Source organism: Micromonospora sp. NPDC049048 (assembly GCF_043197615.1).
Classification (GTDB): Bacteria; Actinomycetota; Actinomycetes; order Mycobacteriales; family Micromonosporaceae; genus Micromonospora.
Genome location: NZ_JBICTM010000003.1, coordinates 177,295 through 194,969, shown reverse-complemented (window position 1 = coordinate 194,969; position 17,675 = coordinate 177,295). Strand labels below are relative to the sequence as shown.

13 protein-coding genes are annotated in these 17,675 nt (G+C 72.2%); 8 read left to right on the top strand and 5 right to left on the bottom strand.

Going from position 1 to position 17,675, the window contains the following annotated elements; translation table 11 throughout:
* Positions 1-167: 167 nt before the first annotated feature.
* A complete protein-coding gene (locus ACGFIG_RS11485) occupies positions 168-1,337 on the top strand; it encodes an acyl-CoA dehydrogenase family protein (RefSeq protein ID WP_393001725.1) in 1,170 nt (389 codons plus the stop codon).
* Here ACGFIG_RS11485 and ACGFIG_RS11480 read toward each other — a convergent pair.
* The 3 genes from ACGFIG_RS11480 to ACGFIG_RS11470 are packed head-to-tail and all read right to left on the bottom strand — an operon-like array spanning position 1,331 to position 3,385.
* The gene (locus ACGFIG_RS11480; RefSeq protein WP_393001723.1) at positions 1,331-2,038 is read right to left on the bottom strand and encodes a DUF1028 domain-containing protein; all 708 of its coding nucleotides are present in this window, start codon (positions 2,036-2,038) and stop codon (positions 1,331-1,333) included. The two genes, ACGFIG_RS11485 and ACGFIG_RS11480, sit on opposite strands and share 7 nt — an antisense overlap.
* A 43-nt stretch (positions 2,039-2,081) precedes the next feature.
* Positions 2,082-3,116, bottom strand: coding sequence for a hypothetical protein (locus ACGFIG_RS11475; protein WP_393001721.1), 1,035 nt, complete (start codon positions 3,114-3,116; stop codon positions 2,082-2,084).
* A complete protein-coding gene (locus tag ACGFIG_RS11470) occupies positions 3,116-3,385 on the bottom strand; it encodes a hypothetical protein (protein WP_393001719.1) in 270 nt (89 codons plus the stop codon). The genes ACGFIG_RS11475 and ACGFIG_RS11470 overlap by 1 nt, the downstream gene beginning before the upstream one ends.
* A gap of 719 nt (positions 3,386-4,104) precedes the next feature.
* Here ACGFIG_RS11470 and ACGFIG_RS11465 point away from each other — a divergent pair.
* Complete coding sequence (locus tag ACGFIG_RS11465; RefSeq protein ID WP_393001717.1) at positions 4,105-6,372, top strand: DUF4153 domain-containing protein; 2,268 nt, start codon at positions 4,105-4,107, stop codon at positions 6,370-6,372.
* 119 nt (positions 6,373-6,491) lie between these two features.
* Here the strand turns inward: ACGFIG_RS11465 and ACGFIG_RS11460 are convergent, their stop codons facing one another.
* The gene (locus tag ACGFIG_RS11460) at positions 6,492-6,938 is read right to left on the bottom strand and encodes a hypothetical protein (protein ID WP_393001715.1); all 447 of its coding nucleotides are present in this window, start codon (positions 6,936-6,938) and stop codon (positions 6,492-6,494) included.
* Positions 6,939-7,198: 260 nt separating this feature from the next.
* Here ACGFIG_RS11460 and ACGFIG_RS11455 point away from each other — a divergent pair, with 260 nt between their 5' ends.
* From ACGFIG_RS11455 to ACGFIG_RS11445, 3 genes are read left to right on the top strand one after another with little or no spacing between them, the layout of a single operon-like run.
* Positions 7,199-7,504, top strand: coding sequence for a DUF6403 family protein (locus ACGFIG_RS11455; protein WP_393001713.1), 306 nt, complete (start codon positions 7,199-7,201; stop codon positions 7,502-7,504).
* A complete protein-coding gene (locus ACGFIG_RS11450) occupies positions 7,486-8,871 on the top strand; it encodes a hypothetical protein (RefSeq protein ID WP_393001711.1) in 1,386 nt (461 codons plus the stop codon). The genes ACGFIG_RS11455 and ACGFIG_RS11450 overlap by 19 nt, the downstream gene beginning before the upstream one ends.
* Positions 8,868-9,803 carry a hypothetical protein gene (locus tag ACGFIG_RS11445; protein WP_393001709.1) on the top strand — a complete coding sequence of 312 codons (936 nt, stop codon included), beginning with the start codon at positions 8,868-8,870 and terminating at the stop codon, positions 9,801-9,803. The genes ACGFIG_RS11450 and ACGFIG_RS11445 overlap by 4 nt, the downstream gene beginning before the upstream one ends.
* A gap of 99 nt (positions 9,804-9,902) precedes the next feature.
* Here ACGFIG_RS11445 and ACGFIG_RS11440 read toward each other — a convergent pair whose 3' ends face one another.
* On the bottom strand, positions 9,903-11,987 hold the full coding sequence (locus ACGFIG_RS11440; protein ID WP_393001707.1) for an RICIN domain-containing protein: 2,085 nt from the start codon (positions 11,985-11,987) through the stop codon (positions 9,903-9,905).
* Positions 11,988-12,792: 805 nt separating this feature from the next.
* Here ACGFIG_RS11440 and ACGFIG_RS11435 point away from each other — a divergent pair.
* The 3 genes from ACGFIG_RS11435 (at position 12,793) to ACGFIG_RS11425 (ending at position 17,646) form a co-directional block, all read left to right on the top strand.
* Positions 12,793-14,493: a cellulose binding domain-containing protein gene (locus ACGFIG_RS11435; RefSeq protein WP_393001705.1), complete on the top strand. Its 1,701-nt coding sequence runs from the start codon at positions 12,793-12,795 to the stop codon at positions 14,491-14,493.
* Positions 14,494-14,587: 94 nt separating this feature from the next.
* A complete protein-coding gene (locus tag ACGFIG_RS11430; RefSeq protein ID WP_393001703.1) occupies positions 14,588-15,880 on the top strand; it encodes a PHB depolymerase family esterase in 1,293 nt (430 codons plus the stop codon).
* A gap of 119 nt (positions 15,881-15,999) precedes the next feature.
* Positions 16,000-17,646 (top strand): glycoside hydrolase family 27 protein, encoded by a 1,647-nt coding sequence (locus tag ACGFIG_RS11425; RefSeq protein WP_393001701.1) that lies wholly within the window; start codon positions 16,000-16,002, stop codon positions 17,644-17,646.
* Positions 17,647-17,675: the final 29 nt, after the last annotated feature.

Here is a 17,675-nt window from a genome sequence, read left to right as displayed (position 1 = left end):
GCCCCGGCGGCCGGACGGGGCCGGCTCCCGCAGCGCGGCCGGCGGGGGCCCGCCGGTGCGGCGGGCGGCCCCGGGCGAAGTGGCGGGCATCCGATAGCGGCGGCCGTGGCATCCGGCACGTCGCGGGGTCCAGAGTGGAGCCGAGCGTACGAGATGAGGAGAGGCCCATGGAGGACCAGCACCGGGACCAGCTGATCGGGGCGGTGGACGCGCTGCTGCCGGAGGTGTCCCGCCGCGCCGGGGAGATCGAGGCGGGCCGGGAACTCCCCGCCGAGCTGCTCGACTCGCTGCGGGCGGCCGGCTGCTTCCGGATGTTCGTGCCCCGCAGCCACGGCGGGTACGAGGCGGACCTGCACACCGGGCTGCGGGTGCTGGAGACGCTGGCGCGGGCCGACGGCTCCACCGGGTGGACCGTGATGATCGGCGCCGAGACGCCGCACCTGCTGGCGATGCTGTCCCGCGACCGCTTCGACAAGGTCTACGCCGACGGGCCGGACGTGGTGGTCGGGGGCGGGTTCGCCCCGCAGGGACGCGCCGAGCAGGTCGACGGCGGATTCCGCGTCACCGGCCGGTGGGCGTTCGCGAGCGGTTCCCGGCACGCCGACTGGATCTTCGGCAACTGCGTCCTGACCGAGGGCGGAACGCCGCTGCCCGGGCCGGCGGGCGCTCCGCCGGCCGTACGCTCCATGCTCTTCCCGGCCGCCCGGGTCACCGTGCACGACACCTGGCACGTGCTGGGCCTGCGCGGCACCGGCAGCCACGACGTGGAGGTGACGGACGCCTTCTGCCCCGTGGAGGAGAGCTTCGACCTGTTCACCGGCGTGCCCTGCGTACCGGGGCCGGGCTTCGTGGCGCCGCTGGTCCACTTCGTGCTGCACCTCGGCGCAGTGGCGGTCGGCATCGCGCAGGGTGCGCTGGACGACATGGTCACGCTGCTCGACGGCGGGCGGCAACGGCTCTACGCGCGGCAGTCGCTCGCCGACTCGCCGGCCTTCCGCCTCCAGCTGGGCCGCGCCGACCTGGACGTACGCGCGGCCCGGGCGCTGCTGCGGGACCTGGCCGACGACCTCTGGGCCGCCTGCGCCACCGACCCGGCGGCGATTCCCGCGCTGCACCCGCGGATCTCCGCCGCGCTGCCCTGGGTGACGGAGCGGGCCGTCGCCGCGGTCGACACCTGCTACCGGGCGGCCGGCGGCGGGGCGGCCCGCGACTCGTCGCCGTTGCAGCGGCGGTTCCGGGACATCCACACGTTCAGCCAGCACGCGGCGGCGGCCGAGGGCTGGCTCGCCAACAACGGCGCGCGGGTGCTCGGCCGGCCGGTGGAGCTGGCCTACTGACGCCGCGACGGGCGCTCGGCCGGCTGGCCGAGCGCCCGCCTGGCGGCCTCGCCCATGGGGTCGTCCCGGGTGGGCAGCCGCCGGATGACCGGCACCAACTGCTCCCCGAAGACGCCGTACAGCCGGCGCAGCTCCCGCGCCGGGTCCGCGGCGTCGTCGGCCCGCAGGTCCCACAGCGGGTACGGCTGATCGCCGATCACCGTGACGGTCGCCGACCGCGCGCCGTCGCGGTCACCGCCGGCCGCCTCGCCGGCCTCGATCGCCCGCACGAGCCGCTCCACGAGGTCGAGGTCCCGGCTGTCCTCGAACGCCCGGATGACCTCCGCGAGGGTCTCCGGGCCCTCCAGCCGGTTGCCCTGCACCGCGTAACCCGGCCCCGTGCGGTGCCCCGCCCAGTCCAACGTGCGGGAGCCGGTGAAGGCGTACGAGCGGCCCTGGCCGTCGACCATGCCGACCTGCCGCACCTCCCGACCCGGGTCCCGGGCCAGCAGCTCGGTCACGACGTCCTGCGGCGAGCGGCCCTCGGCGAGCATCGGCAGGCCGTCGTAGGCCAGGAACGGGTTGTGCGTGGCCTGCGTCGCCACGGCACCGACGTCGGGGCGGACGTGGGCGACCAGCTTGCCGACTCCGGGCGTGGCCGTCAGCGCGCCCACCCCGAGCTGGCCGGTACGCGGACATCGTGCGGCGATCGAGAACGTCACGGTGGGCTGGTACCCGGCCGGGCGTCCGGCATGCCCGCTGTGACTAGACGTACGGCCGGGTGGCGTACGCCGCCTTCAGCGCGGCCAGCCCCGTCGACTTCGGCGACAGGGTGCCCCAGCCGGAGTTGAAGTAGTTGGTCCACGCGATCCGGGGACCCCGCTCGGCGTTGAGCTGGGCGATGGCGGCCGGCACGGTGGCGATCCAGGCCGCCTGGTCCGACACCTCCGCCACCCGTACGCCCCACTCGGCGATGATCACCGGCCGGGAGCGGGCGACGGGTCCGAGGTCGGCCACCGCCCAGTCTTTCGCCCGGCGGAACCGGTCCAGCGCCGTGTGGGTGGGGCTGGTGGCGTAGACGTTCCACTGGAGGAAGTCGAGCTTGGCCATCAGCTCCTCGGGATGGGTACGCAGGAAGCAGGCCTTGTCGAAGCCGCCCACCCCTACGGAGAACGTCGTGCCGGCGGGGAGCTGGCGGGCCCTGAACCAGTTCACGATGTAGGTCATCGCCTGCACGGCGCGGGCGTCCGACTGCGCCCACGTGTAGGTGACGCCGGACTCGGTGGTGCCGAACTCGTGGTCGGTGTCCAGCTCGGAGGCGAGCTGGATGTTCACCCCGAAACCCATGTTCCGGTACTGGGACAGCGCGCGGGCGAACAGCCCGTCGCAGTGCCCGGCCAGGACCTGGCTGTAGCCGTACGCCCGGGGCCAGGTCGTGCCGGGGCGCTGCTGGATGGTCATCGCGGGCGCCGGGACGGTGTGGCTGACGCCGTCCACGGTGAAGGTCTGCGGCCCGACGGCGGCGCCGTAGTACTTCAGCTCCAGCACCATGTTCACCCGCACCCCGGCCTTGCCGAGGCTGATCAGCCACGGCCGCTGGTAACCGGGGAAGGTGAAGCCGTCGGCGAAGCTGCGGTACTGGGTCAGCGAGCGGAAGTTCCCGCCGGCCATGTCGGCCGTCGGGTCGGCGTTGCCGGAGAGGTAGTAGCCGCCCAGCACCGGCGGCGCGATCGCGTAGTCGGCGGTGGCGGTGGCGGTCTGCCCGCCCCTGTCGCGCGCCGTGACCGTGACCCGGGGCATCACGCCACCGCCCGGTAGACGGCGACCGACCCGTTGTCCGACGCCCTGTTCCAGGTACGGCCGGAGTCGTCGGTCACGGTGATGGTGAGCGGGTCGACGACGGCCGTGACCTTGACCGGGGCGCTGCTGTTGCCCTGCGCGTCGGTGACCACGACGGTCACGGTCACCGGCCTGGTGTCGGCGTCGGCGTAGGTGACGGTCAGGACCATCTGGTCGCCGGGTGAGTAGGTGGAGGCGTTCAGGGAGGCGGTGGCGGTGGGAGCTGCCATTGCCGGTTCCTCTCGTACTCGGCCACCGGAGCGACCGGCTCGTGGCCACGGCCGGCCCCGGCTGGGGAGAATGGACGACCGGTCCGCCGGGCACGCGCCGGCGTGGGCCCGGGACAGGTCGTGGGTACGGCTCACCGGCCGGCGCTCTGCTCGGGGGTCGGCGCGCGGCTGCGGTGACTGCCGGGATGGGGACGTCGCTGTCGGTGTCGGTGAGGCGGCACCAGCCCGGGCATCCGGGAACGGTGGCTGCCGGAGCGCGGCCTCGCGGTGTGCGGGCGGCCGGCGCTGCGCTACGCCGGGGCCGTCGCGGGGTCGGGCTCGGTGATGGCGGTGTCGGCGGGGACGGTGCTGTCCCCGCCGGGCCCGAGGGATGGGATGTGGCCCGCCATCCTCACGCCTCTCACCTGCTACAACAGTGCGCCGGAAGAGAGGCCGACGTCCTGTCCGCTATCAGACGGAGTACGCAGCGCCAGGACTCTTGCGCCATCTCGGGTGATATGCCGGGTGAGTGAGCTTCGCCTTCCGTCCGCCTCAACTCGGTGCTGACCGGTCCCGCTGGTTCCCCACTGGCCCGCCCGCGTCGGCGACCGGACCGCCGAGGAGGGGTGCGGCCGCACCGCTTTCGGGGCCGACGCGCGGCGCGCCCGGTGCGGACGGGGCGGCGGTGCGACCGGAGTCGGTCGTACAGTGTGCCGACCGTTCGATCGAGGAGGGGTGTCGTGACCCAGCCACCAGCGGTGCCGGGGCCCCCGGGTCCCGCCGACCCGCCCGAAGGCGCCGGTGACGACGCCGGGACCCCGACGCCGTACCTGCTCGTCATGCCGTCCACCGAGGGCGCGCCACCGCCGATGGTGTGGCCCGGGGCGGAGGGTGCCCCCGCCTGGGCGATCCCCGTGAGCATCCCGGCCGGGACGCCGGGGTACGCCGTGTTCATCCCGCTGGTGCCGGCCACCCCGGCACAGCAGCCCCCGGCGCCGTCCGGCATCGTCCCCGCCGCCAGGCAGCCCGAGGCGACCGCGCCGGCACCGACGCCCGTCGTCGAGCCGGGGAGGAGCATCCCGACGCAGCAGGGTCCGGTGGCGGCGGATGCCGCGTCGCCCGACGCCGTCAGCTCTCCGTCGCCCGCCGCCGACGCGACACCGACCGCCTCCGCCCCTTCGGCATCCGCCCCGGAGACACCCGACACGGAAACGTCCGAGACGGAGACGTCCGACACCGGCGCGACCGGCACCGGGGCCACCGACGATTCGACGCCCGACGCCGAGACGCCCTCCACTTCGGCGACCGGAACGGTCACACCGACCGCCGCCGGAGCACCGACCGCCGCCGGAAGACCGGCCGCCGGGACAGCGGGCACCGGGACAGCCGTCGCCACGCCTGCGGGCACCCTCCAGCAGCCCGCCGAGCCGCTGCCGGCGCCGTACCGGATCGGGGTGCCGGCCGGCGCTGCGACGCCGTACCGGCCCTACCAGCCGATCCCGCGCCCGCCGTCGTTCCTCGACACGCGCTGGCCGGGGCCGGCGCCCGCCCGGGACCGGGCCGTACCAGCCGCGATCCTCGCCGGAGCGCTGGGGCTGGCGTTCTTCGTACCGCTCACCCGTACCGGCATCGGCTGGTTCCTCGGCTGGCTCGCCCTGACCGTCGCGGCTGTCTTCGCGGTCCGGCGGACGGGCGCGGAACTGCCGCGCGCCGACCGGTTGATCCGTGCCGGCTGGGCGGGCGCGTCCCTGGCGCTGCTGGCGGTCCTGGCCTTCCGCAACGCCTGGTGGCTGGTGACGTTCTGCGTGCTCGGCGCGCTCGCCTGCGCGGCCCTCGCGATCGTGGGCGGCCGGCTCGTCCGCTCGATCCTGTTCAGCCTGGTGGCGGCGCCGTTCGCGGCGTTCCGGGGGCAGCCGTGGGTACGCGCCCACCTCCAGGCCCCGGCGAACCCGGGCCTGGTCCGTCGCGTCGTCGGCTCGGCTGCGGCCACCCTGGCCGCGCTGATCGTCTTCGGCGCGCTGCTGTCCTCGGCCGACGGCGCCTTCTCGGTGATGCTCGGCGAGCTGATTCCCGAGGTCAACGTCGGCACGGTGTTCCGTTGGATCTTCCTCGCCGCCGTGGGTGGGCTCTGTGCCGTGGCCGCCGTCTACACGCTGGCCGCGCCGCCCGACCTGTCGACGGTGGACCGGCCCGGCACCCGCCGCTTCGGCGTCGTGGAGTGGGCGCCGGTCATCAGCGCCCTGACGCTGCTGTTCGGCGGCTTCGTGGCGGTGCAGTTCACCGTCCTGTTCGGCGGGCAGCGACACGTGCTGCGCACCGCCGGCCTCAGCTACGCCGAGTACGCGCGCAGCGGGTTCTGGCAGCTCGTCGTCGTCACCCTGCTGACGCTGGCGGTGCTCGGCGCGGTGGCCCGCTGGGCACGGCGGGACACCGCTGTCGAGCGGCACCTGCTGCGGATCCTGCTGGGCCTGCTCAGCGCCCTCAGCTTCGTCATCGTGGTGTCGGCGCTGTCCCGGATGTACACGTACCAGAAGGTCTACAGCTTCACCGGCGAGCGGCTCTTCGTGATGGCGTTCGAGCTGCTGCTCGGCACCGTGTTCCTGATGATCCTGTTGGCCGGGATCCGCTGGCGCGGAGCCTGGATCCCCGGCACGACCGTGGCGCTCGCCGTGGTGATGCTGCTGGGCCTGGCCGTGCTCAACCCCGAGGACTACGCGGCCCGCCGCAACATCGCCCGGTACGAGCAGACGGGGAAGATCGACGCCTGGTACCTGCGGGCGCTCTCGGCGGACGCGACGCCGGCCCTGGTCGACCTGCCCGACCCGGTGCGGCGCTGCACGCTGAGCTGGATCGCCGAGGATCTCGAGGAGCCGGACCCCTGGTACGCCTGGAACCTCGGTCGGGTCCGGGCGCGTGCGGCGCTCGACCGGGCCGGGCCGGGCGCGGTCGGCGGTCCCCGCGACTGCCGGGCCGCCGACCAGTTCGACCTGCCGAAGAGCCGCCGCTGACGGGCCGGCCGTCCCCGGGCTTGGAGCGCGTCGAGGTCGCCGTGCCGGTCGACCAGGTCCGGGGACGGCGGGACTGCCCTGCCGGTGGGGCCGGGTGCGTCCACCGGGTGCCGGTCGGGTCACCAGGGCTCGGGGATGCCCACCGCGAGGCAGCGTCGGGTGCCGGGGACCGGCTGGTAGCAGGCGGACGCCTCCAGGTTGTTGGTCAGGTCGGCGCGGGAGAAGGACGTGCTGCCGCCGTTGACGCAGGTGCCGCCGCTGGTGGACACCCCGCCGGTGACCTTGGCCGTGGCGCAGCCGACCGTCGCGGCGGTCTTCTCCACCGTGTTCAGCGAGGAGCGCTGGTCCGTGTACTGGTGGACGCCGTAGCCGGTCAGCCGGACGCCGGGCAGCGTGCCGGCGTACTGGTAGGCGGTGGGGTGGTAGTAGCTCCACGAGCCCGACCAGCCGCTGCCGGAGGGCAGCGCGAGCGCCGGCGAGGCGGGCAGCAGTGCGGCGGCCAGCGCGGCGACCAGGGCCGCGAACAGCGTCGTGCGGGTCGACCGCCATCGGAAACGGGCCTTCATCGGTCCTCCGATCTCCACGACGGGCAGGACACCCGGCGTCACGGATCAGGTTGACCGAGGACGTCGGCGGCGAGTACCGCTGCGTCCCGAAGCGGACAGCCGGACGCCGCGCGGGCGGGCGCGATCAGGGACGCGACGTACGCCGCCTGCGGGGCCGGTTCGCAGCGGCCTGACTCGATCGGCCAGACTCGGTCGTACCCCCGTGTCCGCCCGACAGCCGCCGCGCGCCGGCGGTACCCCTCGTCCGATGGTTGGAGCGCATGTCCCACACCCTCCTCGTCTGGCTGGTCGGCGGCGTCGTGCTGGTGGGCGCGGGTTTCGCGACGACCCTGCTGCCCACGTGGCGGGCCCGGGGGCAGGAGCAGCGGACCGCCTGGTCCGCAGCCCGCGCGGCCATCGACAGCGCGGCCGTCAGCCGGGACGCGGCGGCGGCCCGGGTGGTTGAGGCCGAGCGCCTGCTGGCCCGTGCCGAGTCGATCGCCGCCGCGCGCGGCGGGACGTCCGCGGCCCGGGCGGCGGCGGAACACGCCAGGGAGGCCGACCGGTTGTGGCGGACCCATCAGTGAAGACCCGCCGGCACCACCGCTACGAGCTGCTGCGCTGGACGCTCCTCGGCGTCGCCGTGGTCGTCCTGGTGGTGTTCCTCGCCGCGCAGCGGCAGAGCGTCGACGTCAGCTACGGCCGGTCGCCGGCGGCCACGGTGAAGCTCGACGAGGGATCGGCCGGTGAGCTGAGCGACGCGAGCGTGCCCTCGGTGGCCGAGATGACCGCGCTGGTGGCCGCCGAGCCCGTGGTGCGGCTTCCCGGCGCGATCGCGCGCTGGGACGAGCAGCGGGTCCGCGAGGTGGCCGGCGACGGGTCCGTCCGGATCCTGGTCGCGCCGCCCGGGCTCGACGAGGACGAACGCGAGCGGGTACGGGACGTGGAGAACGCGACCGTGCGGGTGATCGGCACCGAGGTCAGCGGCGGCCTCTACCAGGCCGTACCCGACGACCTGCCTGGCTGGCGGGCGCAGTTCGCCACCGCCGACGTCACGGGCCAGCTGGTGGCGCTGATCGCCAAGCTGCGGGACGCGCCCAGCCCGGCCGACCAGGACGGGCTCCGGTGGCGCGAGCCGACCGGGCGGGAGCTGGCCGCCGTCGCCGCCGACCTGCGGTCCACCGGCCTGCACCTCGGCGCGGGGGCCACGCTGACCCGCGTCCCCGGCGGGGCCGCGCGCAACGCCTTTCCGGACGGCGCCCGGTACGTGGCGCTGCCCGCGCAGCCGTTCGGCGAGCCGGTGCCCCGGTACGGGCCGGCGCTGGCCGAGCTGTTCCCGGGCACGCCGATCGTCGTGATGTACGGCCTCTGGATCGAGTACCACGGTCCGGCGGCGGACGAGTTCGCGGAGCTGGCCGGGGCGAGCTTCTACGGCCAGTTCGGCGGCCGGCTGAGCCGGTACGACTACCCCCAGGGCAACGTGCTGACGGCCTGGCTGAACCGCGTCACCGACCTGCGCTACTCGGGGGTGTTCGACCGTCCGCTGCCGTACCGGCCGATCGATCCGCTGCGGGTGGCGCTGCCCGCCCTGCCGTGGATCTTCGCGGGCTGCGTGGCGACGTTCCTGATCCTGTCGGTCCGGGCGCTGCGCCGGCCCGACGGCGTGGGGGTGCGACGGGGCGACCCGGGACGGGGTGGCACGCCCGCCCGGCTGGCCGGCCTCACCGCGCTCGCCGTCGAGATGTCCCTGCTCACCGACAGCCGCAGCAACCCGGCCCTGTCCAGGTGCATCGTCAAGCTCCAGGCGGCCCGTGCCGCGCTGGACGGGAAACTGCCGGACCGCCACGTGCGTACGCTGCTGCACGAGGCGTCCGACGAGTTGGACGACGCGGCCCGGACGCTGGGCGTCGCCAGCTACCGCCCGGACCTCTACCTTCGGGGCAGGCTGTCGTGAAACGGTCCGTACGCCGACGCCTCGGTGACCTGTTCGGCACGCCCTTCGGCATCGCCGTCCTGGCCTGCCTGGTGCTGGCCGGCTGGGCGCTGTGGACCGGCGGGGCGCTCGACGGTCCGATCGCCCGGCAGGTGCGCTCCTCGTCCGTGTACGTCGCCCCGGGCGTCGACCTGGACCGCGCGGCGGCCGAGCGGGTCATCGGCAACCGCCGACTGGTCGTGCTGATGCTGGAGCCGGGCGCCGACCTCAGGCGGGGCTGCCGCCAGGTCGAGCGCGCCGCCGACGGGACCGTCGTGCTGGTGATGAGCCGCGACTCCGACGAGTACGACACCTACGGCTGCGCACTGCTGCCCGGGCGCGACGACGGGAACTTCGGCCGGGCCTTCGTGGCGGAGATGACCATCAGCCGGGGCGTCGACACCTTCGCCGACCGCCCGCTGGAGGCGCTGAAGGTCGTCACCGTCAACTACGACCTGCTGGTGAAGGCCGGCACCGTCCCCGACGGCGCGCGGACCATCAGCCCGTCGCTGCCCCGCTTCCTGCTCGCCGCCGCCGCGATCGGGGCCGTCGTCGCCGGGGCGACGGTGCTCTGGGCCGGTGGCCGCCGGGCGGGCCGGCTCGCCGACGCCCGGCGCCGACGCCGGGACGAGCACGCCGACGCCCGGAGCGCGCTGGGCGCCGCGACGGCCGTGCTGGCCCAGCAGATCATCGACCTGGACGAGCGGTACGCGCGGGCGGCGCGCCAGGCCTACGTCAGCGACGCCGAGGCGGCGTTCGGTAGGAGGTACCTGGAACTGACCTCGGACCACGCCGCGCTGCTCGACCGGGTCGCCACCGTGGACGCGGCCGACGAGTCCGCCGTACGCAGCCTGGTCGACCGCGTCGACGCGTTGAGCCGACGGGCGTCGGCGCTCACCGGGCCGCCGGCCTGATCGGCACCGTCGAGCAGGTCCCCGACGTCAGGATCCCCCGGCGCGGCGCCGGGCTGCGGCTGCTCCCGCCCCGCACCCCGGCTCCGCGCGGGGGCGCCGTCACGGCGTCGTCAGGGCGAACCGGCGCACCGTCACCGCGCCGCCCGACGACTGGGTGGCGTAGTTGAAGATGCCGAACCGGTATCCCATGAAGAACTGCCATGCGTTGTTGAGGGTCAGCGCGTTGCCCAGCGGGACGAAGGTGACCCCGTCGGTGCTGTACGAGAACCGCGCCTGGCGGCCCGAGCCGGGCCGGACGTCGGCGTTGGCCCGCAACCAGATCCGCCCGCCGGAGACCGGGGCGCTGGCGATCTCGGTTCCGGTGCCGGTGGTGTTCCAGTTGTCGGTACCCATGGTCAGGCCGTTGGTCATGACCACGCGGGCAGCCCCGTTGTCCCGCTTGATGCCGATCCACGCCGAGGTGTCACGCAGCATCGCCAACCCGGCCCGGTCGCCGTCACGCATCGTGGAGTAGTCGAGTTCGATGGTGCCCGTCGAGGTCGGACCCTGGATCCGGTGGGTCAAGGTGTTGCGCGCCCGGTAGAGGTCGTTGGTCACCGACGCGGTCTGCAGGCGCAGCCCGTCGTTCACCGACCACCGGCTGTTGTCCGGGTTGTGGTTCCACTCGTACTGGACGCCGAGGGTGGTGCCGGGGAAGGTGTCGGTCCCGGTCAGTGGTTTGACGGGACGCAACGGCAGCGGGTTCGGGTAGTTGACGCCCCAGGAACCGTTGACCGTCTGCACCTGGGGCCAACCGTCGCTGGTCCAGGTGATCGGGGCCAGCGTCGGCATCCGGCCGCCGGGGTACGCGTCGGTGAACGCCATGTAGTACCAGGCGCCGTTCTGGGTCTGCACCAGCCCGCCCTGGTGCGGCACCCCACCGCCGGCGATCGGGCCCGGCATGTTGAGCAGCACCTGTCGCTGCTCGTACGGGCCGAACGGGCCGTTGGTCGACTTCAGCACGTACTGGCCGTTGGCCGGGCGGGTGAGCCAGATGTAGTACGCGCCGTTGCGCTTGTAGAAGCGCGCCCCCTCCAGCGTGCCGATGTTCGACGGCGTCTGGTACACCTGCTGGGCCCGCACCTGGGTGCGCCCGTCGGCCGACAACTGGGCCACGCTGATCGTGCCGTTGCCGTACGCGACGTACATGGTGTCGTTGTCGTCGATCAGCATCCCGGCGTCGTAGTAGCAGTTGGGGATCGTGGTGTGCCGGCTCCACGCACCGTCGACGGCGGAGGCGGTGTAGATGTGCGTCTGGGCGAAGTCGATGCAGCCGGCCCAGTAGAAGGTCCGGTTGCTCGGCCGGTAGTTCAGCGTGGACGCCCAGATGCCGTCGACGTATCCGTGGCTGCCGTTGGCCATGTCGTACTTCGTGCCGAAGTCCAGCCGGGGCACCGAGTGCCCGGCGAACTCCCAGTTCACCAGGTCCCACGACCGCAGCACGGGGGCACCGGGCGAGTAGTGCATGGTGGAGGCCGACATGTAGTAGACGTCGCCGACCCGGATGATGTCGACGTCGGCGAAGTCCTGCCAGACGACCGGGTTGGTGAAGGTGCCGCCGGGGTTGCCACCGTCGCCGACGCGGACCAACTGCCACTGCTGATGGCTGCCGTTGAAGTCGTCGTACTGCACGATGTTGCCGCCGTCAGCGGTGGAGGCGTTCTGCACCTCGACCACCTTGTTCGAGTTCCGGTTGATCAACCGCACGTACCCGTCGGCTGAGTCCGCCAGCCGGAACTGCTGGTTCGTCCCGTTGCCGTCGCTCCACTGCACGATGCTCGCGCCGTTGGCCGTGGAGAAGTTGTACACGTCGAGCACCTTGCCCGAGTGCCGGGACTTCAACCGGTAGTACCCGCCGCCGGAGTCGACGAACTGCCACTGCTGCCCGTTGCCGTTGTTGCGCGACCACTGCGTGATCCGCGCCCCGTCGTTCGTGGCCCCGTTGTACAGGTCCAGCACCTTGCCACTGTTGCGGTTCACCAACACGTACCACGCATTGGTGTCCACCGTCGCCGCCGAAGCCGGCGTCGGGGACACCGCGAAGAGGGCGCCTCCCACCAGCACCGCCACCACGGCGGCGGCAACCCGGGACAACCACTGGGGGCGCCTTGACGCAGCCCCGGCCGAACCACCGACGAAAACCATGATCCTCCTTAGGACTCGGCCGGAAGCGGAGCCGGCCGGCCACGCGGTCGTCTCAGCCACCAGACGTCCGGCGATTCCGATCCACCGCGCGTCGTGTTCGACGACGAGACGGCGCACCCGTGGGACAGGGGCGCAGCCTGGACCAGCTCTCCCGGGAGTGGTCGTCGCAAGATTGTTAGCGCTAACATTCGAGGCCGCTTGATGCCCACACAAACGACCCGTGACCCCGAGTTCCCTGAACCCGATCCGCAGGAGCCGAACCGAGGACTGCCCGTATTCCTCGTCCCACCTGACTCCACAAGCGTTTCGAGTATTGAACGAAACAGTTTCGTTGGCAAGCCGGGACGGGGCGCAAACATCGATGACCTTGCCGACGAACATCGCCCACGTGAGGCGAGCGGCCGAGCCCTCACCGGCCAAGAAAGCCGTCCGGGCCGCCCACGCACCGCCAGTGTCGCCCACGGCACCTAGGGACGCCGGGCACCCACCGACCCGGGCGCACGGACAGCCACGCCGCCCGGACCGCCACCGGCGGACCGTCCAGGCGGAGGCTCACCACCCGGCGAATGAGCGGACCACCGCGACTTGACGAACGACATGTTATCGCTCACAGTCGATGGCCAGGGACGGCACTCGGGGCTTACCGGGCGAGCCTGCGTCGTCACCGTCGAATACGCCGTGCGCCGGGCATGCGGACGTCGCAACCGTGCCCGCCGTCCGATGCCGTCGGCGGTAGTTCACGCTGGGCCGTTTCCCCGGCTGAGGGAGACGGCATCGAACTTCACCTTCCACGTAGGAGAGTCTCGTGAAGAAACGCAGGGTGACCAGTGCCGCCCTGGTGTCGGCTGGCGCTGTCGTGCTCGCCTCGACCGCGGTCGCCGGGGCACTGCCTGCCGGGGCCGCTTCCGCCGGCTGCTCGGTGGACCACACGATCTCGTCGCAATGGCCGGGCGGCTTCGGCGCCAACGTCGTCATCACCAATCTCGGTGATCCACTCACCAGTTGGACGCTGACCTGGAGCTACAGTGCCGGCCAGACCGTCACGCAGGCCTGGAACACGGCTCTCACCCAGAGCGGTACCGCGGTCACCGCCAGGAACGTCAGCCACAACGGCGCCATCCCGACGAACGGCACCACCTCGTTCGGCTTCAACGGCTCGTGGGCCGGCAGCAACCCCGATCCCACCGACTTCGCCCTGAACGGGGTGGCCTGCACCGGCGGCACGGCTCCGACCACCCCGCCGACCACGCCACCGTCCACCACGCCTCCCCCCAGCGGGCCGGCGGACATCACCGTCAACGGCACGACCAGATACCAGACGATCGACGGGTTCGGGGCCGCCACCCCGATCTGGGGTGGCACCTGGTCGGCAGCCGAGACGCAGACCCTGGTCGGGATGGGCGCCAACCAGCTGGGCCTGTCGATCGTGCGTACCGGTATCTCGCCGGTCTCCGGTGAGTGGCCGACACAGGTGAACGCCCTGAAGACGGCGAAGTCGTACGGGTCGGGTGTGAAGATCCTCGGATCGCCGTGGACAGCGCCGGCAGCGTGGAAGACCAACAACAGTCGGACCAACGGCGGCAAGTTGAAGACCGACTACTACGACGACTACGCGAACCACCTGAACGGCTATGTCCAGTACATGCGTGGCCAGGGGGTGACGGTCGATGTCACCTCGGTGCAGAACGAGCCGGACTGGCACCCGAACTACGACTCGATGGACTGGAGCGGCACCGAGCTGCGGAACTTCGTTCGCGACCAGGGCACGAAGGTGCAGAACACCAGGCTGATGGTCGCCGAGGCGGTGAACCTGAACTACGACTACACCGACCCGACGCTCAACGACACGACCGCCCGGAACAACATCGGCTACATCGGCGGGCACCTGTACGGCACCGAGGACTCCGGTCGACTGAAGCCGTACGCCCTGGCCAGCCAGCACAACAAGCCGGTGTGGATGACCGAGTGGAACCACCACGAGGCCGACGGCAGTGGCTCCAACATCTGGGGTGATCCGGGCAACCAGGCGGTCTGGAACGAGACGCTCGACGACATCATGCGCACGGTGCACAAGTCGATGGAGGCGAACTGGAGTGCCTACATCTGGTGGTACGGCAAGCGGTACTACTCCTTCATCGGCGACGGAGAGTCCGCCTACGGCACGACCGCCGGTGCTCCGCTCAAGCGCGGGTACGCGTTCTCGCAGTACGCCAAGTACGTCCGCCCCGGCTACCAGCGGGTCGCCCTGACCAAGAGCTCCAAGGCCGCACCGCTGGAGGTCACCGCGTACCAGGGCGACGGCAAGATCACGCTGGTGATCCTCAACCGCTCGGCGAGCGCGGTCGACGGTGCCGTGATCCAGGCACCGCAGAACGTGACGAGGGCGGAGCACTACCTCACCTCGCAGAATGCCAATGCGGCCGGTCGACCGACCAGCGTGAACGGAGGACAGGTCAGAGTCGACGTCGCCGCACGCAGCATCTCCACGGTCGTGCTCACCCTCTGAAGGTGCCGCACCGCGCCCGTCGCGTCGGGCGCCGTCCCTCCGCAGGACCCGGCGGCGGCGCCCCAGTGCACGAATCACGAAGGGAGTACAGCGCGTGAAACTCTATCGACGGCTCACCGCCGGCCTCGCCACCGCCCTCATGGCGGCCGGTCTGGCACTGGCGGCACCCGCCCTCACCCGACCGGCGTCGGCAGCCTCGTTGACCCAGGTCACCAACTTCGGCGACAACCCGGGCGGCATGCTGATGCACATCTACGTGCCCGACGTACGCCCGGCCGATCCGGCGATCGTGGTCGCCATGCACGGCTGCGGCGGCTCCGGCCCGGCCTTCCATTCGAGCAGCGAGTTCGCCTCGGTGGCCGACCGGCACGGCTTCATCGTCATCTATCCGAGCGCGACCCAGCAGGCCGGCTTCGGAAACTGCTTCGACACCTGGTCGGAGGCGGCCAAGCAGCGCGGCGGCGGCAGTGATCCGGTCTCGATCATCTCGATGGTGACCTACGCCCAGCGGCAGTACGGCGGTGACCCGAACCGGGTCTACGCCACCGGCAGCTCGTCCGGCGGCATGATGACCAACCACATGCTCGCCCTCTACCCGGACGTGTTCAAGGCCGGCGCCGCCTTCATGGGCGTGCCCTTCAACTGCTTCGCCAACGCGGCCGACTACCCGCCAGGAGCCAGCAGGTGCACCGGCGGAAGCATGGACCGCACCCCGCAGCAGTGGGGCGACGCCGTGCGGCAGGCCTATCCCGGCTACAGCGGCGTCCGACCCCGGGTGCAACTGTGGCACGGCACCAACGACACCCTCGTGCCGTACCAGTTGCTGCAGGAGTCGATCGAGCAGTGGACCGACGTGTTCGGCCTCAGCCAGACGCCGACGTCCACGGACACCCCACAGCCCGGCTGGAACCGCCGTCGCTACGCCAGCGCCTCCGGAGTCGCGGTCGAGGCGTACAGCATCCAGGGGGCCGGCCACAGCCTTCCCTCGGGCGGTATGGCCGCGGCCGCGATCGCGTTCTTCGGCATCACCGGACCGCCGCCGACCACCCCGCCCCCGGCCACCACCGCGCCGCCGACGAGCCCGCCGCCCAGCGGCGCCTGCTCGGCGAGCTACCGGCAGGTCGGCTCCTGGCCGGGCGGCTTCCAGGGCGAGGTCACCGTCCACGCCGGGACCACGGCCCTCAACGGCTGGACCGTCGGCATGGGCTTCCCCGGTGGCACCGCCGTGACCCAACTGTGGAACGGCACGCTCTCCGGCGCCGGATCGAACTACGCCGTCAGGAACGTCTCCTGGAACGGCGCGGTCGGCGCCAACGGCTCCACCGTCTTCGGCTTCCTCGCCAGTGGGTCGGGCGCAGCCCCGACCCTCACGTGCGCCAGCCCCTGACCGGCCGGCCGTGACGAGGGCACGCCCGGCGGTCACGACGCTCGTCCCGCCGGCGGCCCCGCCGTTCCGGCCGGTCGCCACCGACCGGCGCCCCCGACCCATTCCCACAAGGAGAACACATGTCCGGACCAAGGAGATGGCTGGCCGCCGTCCTGGGCGCCGTGGCGGTCGCGGCCGCCGTCGGCGGCGGTGTGGTCACACCACGACCGGCGCAGGCGCTGGACAACGGCGTCGCCCGCACACCGCCGATGGGCTGGAACACCTGGAACACCTTCGGCTGCAACATCAACGAGACACTCATCCGCCAGACGGCCGACGCGATCGTCGCCAACGGGCTGCGCGACCTCGGGTACAGGTACGTCGTCGTCGACGACTGCTGGTTCAACCCGGACCGGGACGCCCAGGGCAACCTGCAAGCCCACCCGCAGCGCTTTCCGAGCGGGATGAAGGCCCTCGGCGACTACCTGCACGCACGCGGTCTGCTGTTCGGCATCTACCAGGCGCCGCTCGACCAAACCTGCGCCCAGTACTTCGACGCCTTCCCCGGCTCCACCGGCAGCCTCGGCCACGAGTACCAGGACGCCCGACAGTTCGCCGCCTGGGGCGTGGACTACCTGAAGTACGACTGGTGCTCCCCCACCGGCACCATCAACGACCAGGTCGCCAGGTTCGGCATCATGCGCGACGCCCTGGCGGCCACCGGCCGGCCGATCGTCTACAGCATCAACCCGAACAGCATCCACGAGAAGACCGGGCCGCAGCGCGACTGGAGCGACGTGGCAAACCTCTGGCGGACCACCGAGGACATCACCAACGCGTGGAACACCGGCCAGAGCAACGGCTACCCGATGGGCATCCAGAACATCGTCGACGTCAACGTGCCGCTGGCCGGCTACGCCGCACCGGGCGGCTTCAACGACCCGGACATGCTGGAGGTCGGCAACGGCGGCATGACCGACACCGAGATGCGCAGCCACTTCGCGCTCTGGTCGATCATGTCGGCGCCGCTCATGATGGGCAACGACCTGCGTTCGCCCAGTTCGGCCACGATGGCCATCCTCAAGAACCAGAACCTGGTCGCCGTCAACCAGGACCCGCTCGGCCTCCAGGCGGTCCAGGTCTCCCACGACGGCACCCGGCGTGTCCTGGCCAAGCGGCTGGCCAACGGAGATGTCGCGGTCGCGCTGCTCAACCAGGGCGGCACGACCACGACGATCTCCACGACCGCGGCGGCGATCGGCAAGACCGGCAACTCGTTCACCCTGCTCGACGCGTGGACGAACGGCACCTCGACGACGGCCGGAGGCATCTCTGCGAGCGTTCCGGCGCACGGCACCGTCGTGTACCGGGTCAGCGGCGGCGGCACCACCGACCCCCCGCCCCCCACCACGTTCCGGCTCCGCAGCGAGTCAGCCGGTCGGTGCCTCGACCTGGACAACTCCCAGACGGCCAACGGCACCGGAACCCTGATCTGGGACTGCCACGGCAACCCCAACCAGCAGATCAGTCAGAACGGCCAGACGCTGCGGATCCTCGGCAAGTGCCTGGACGTCCCGACGAACGCCACCAACGGCACCCGGGTGCAGATCTGGGACTGCAACGGCGGCACCAACCAGCAATGGACGTCGAACGGCAACGGCACCGTGAGCAACGTCCGCTTCCCGTCGCTCTGTCTCGACGTCAACAACGGCGGCACGGCCAACGGCACGGCGGTCATCCTCTGGTCCTGCCACGGCAACACCAACCAGCGGTGGAGCCGGGTGTGACCGCGACCGTCGACCACCGCTGGACAATC

Excerpts from the sequence above, each read along its gene's own strand:
- ACGFIG_RS11440 (WP_393001707.1), bottom strand. The coding sequence starts at position 11,987 with ATGGTTTTCGTCGGTGGTTCGGCCGGGGCTGCGTCAAGGCGCCCCCAG.
- ACGFIG_RS11425 (WP_393001701.1), top strand. The coding sequence starts at position 16,000 with ATGTCCGGACCAAGGAGATGGCTGGCCGCCGTCCTGGGCGCCGTGGCG.
- ACGFIG_RS11475 (WP_393001721.1), bottom strand. The coding sequence starts at position 3,116 with ATGCCCCGGGTCACGGTCACGGCGCGCGACAGGGGCGGGCAGACCGCC.
- ACGFIG_RS11460 (WP_393001715.1), bottom strand. The coding sequence starts at position 6,938 with ATGAAGGCCCGTTTCCGATGGCGGTCGACCCGCACGACGCTGTTCGCG.
- ACGFIG_RS11455 (WP_393001713.1), top strand. The coding sequence starts at position 7,199 with ATGTCCCACACCCTCCTCGTCTGGCTGGTCGGCGGCGTCGTGCTGGTG.
- ACGFIG_RS11470 (WP_393001719.1), bottom strand. The coding sequence starts at position 3,385 with ATGGCAGCTCCCACCGCCACCGCCTCCCTGAACGCCTCCACCTACTCA.
- ACGFIG_RS11485 (WP_393001725.1), top strand. The coding sequence starts at position 168 with ATGGAGGACCAGCACCGGGACCAGCTGATCGGGGCGGTGGACGCGCTG.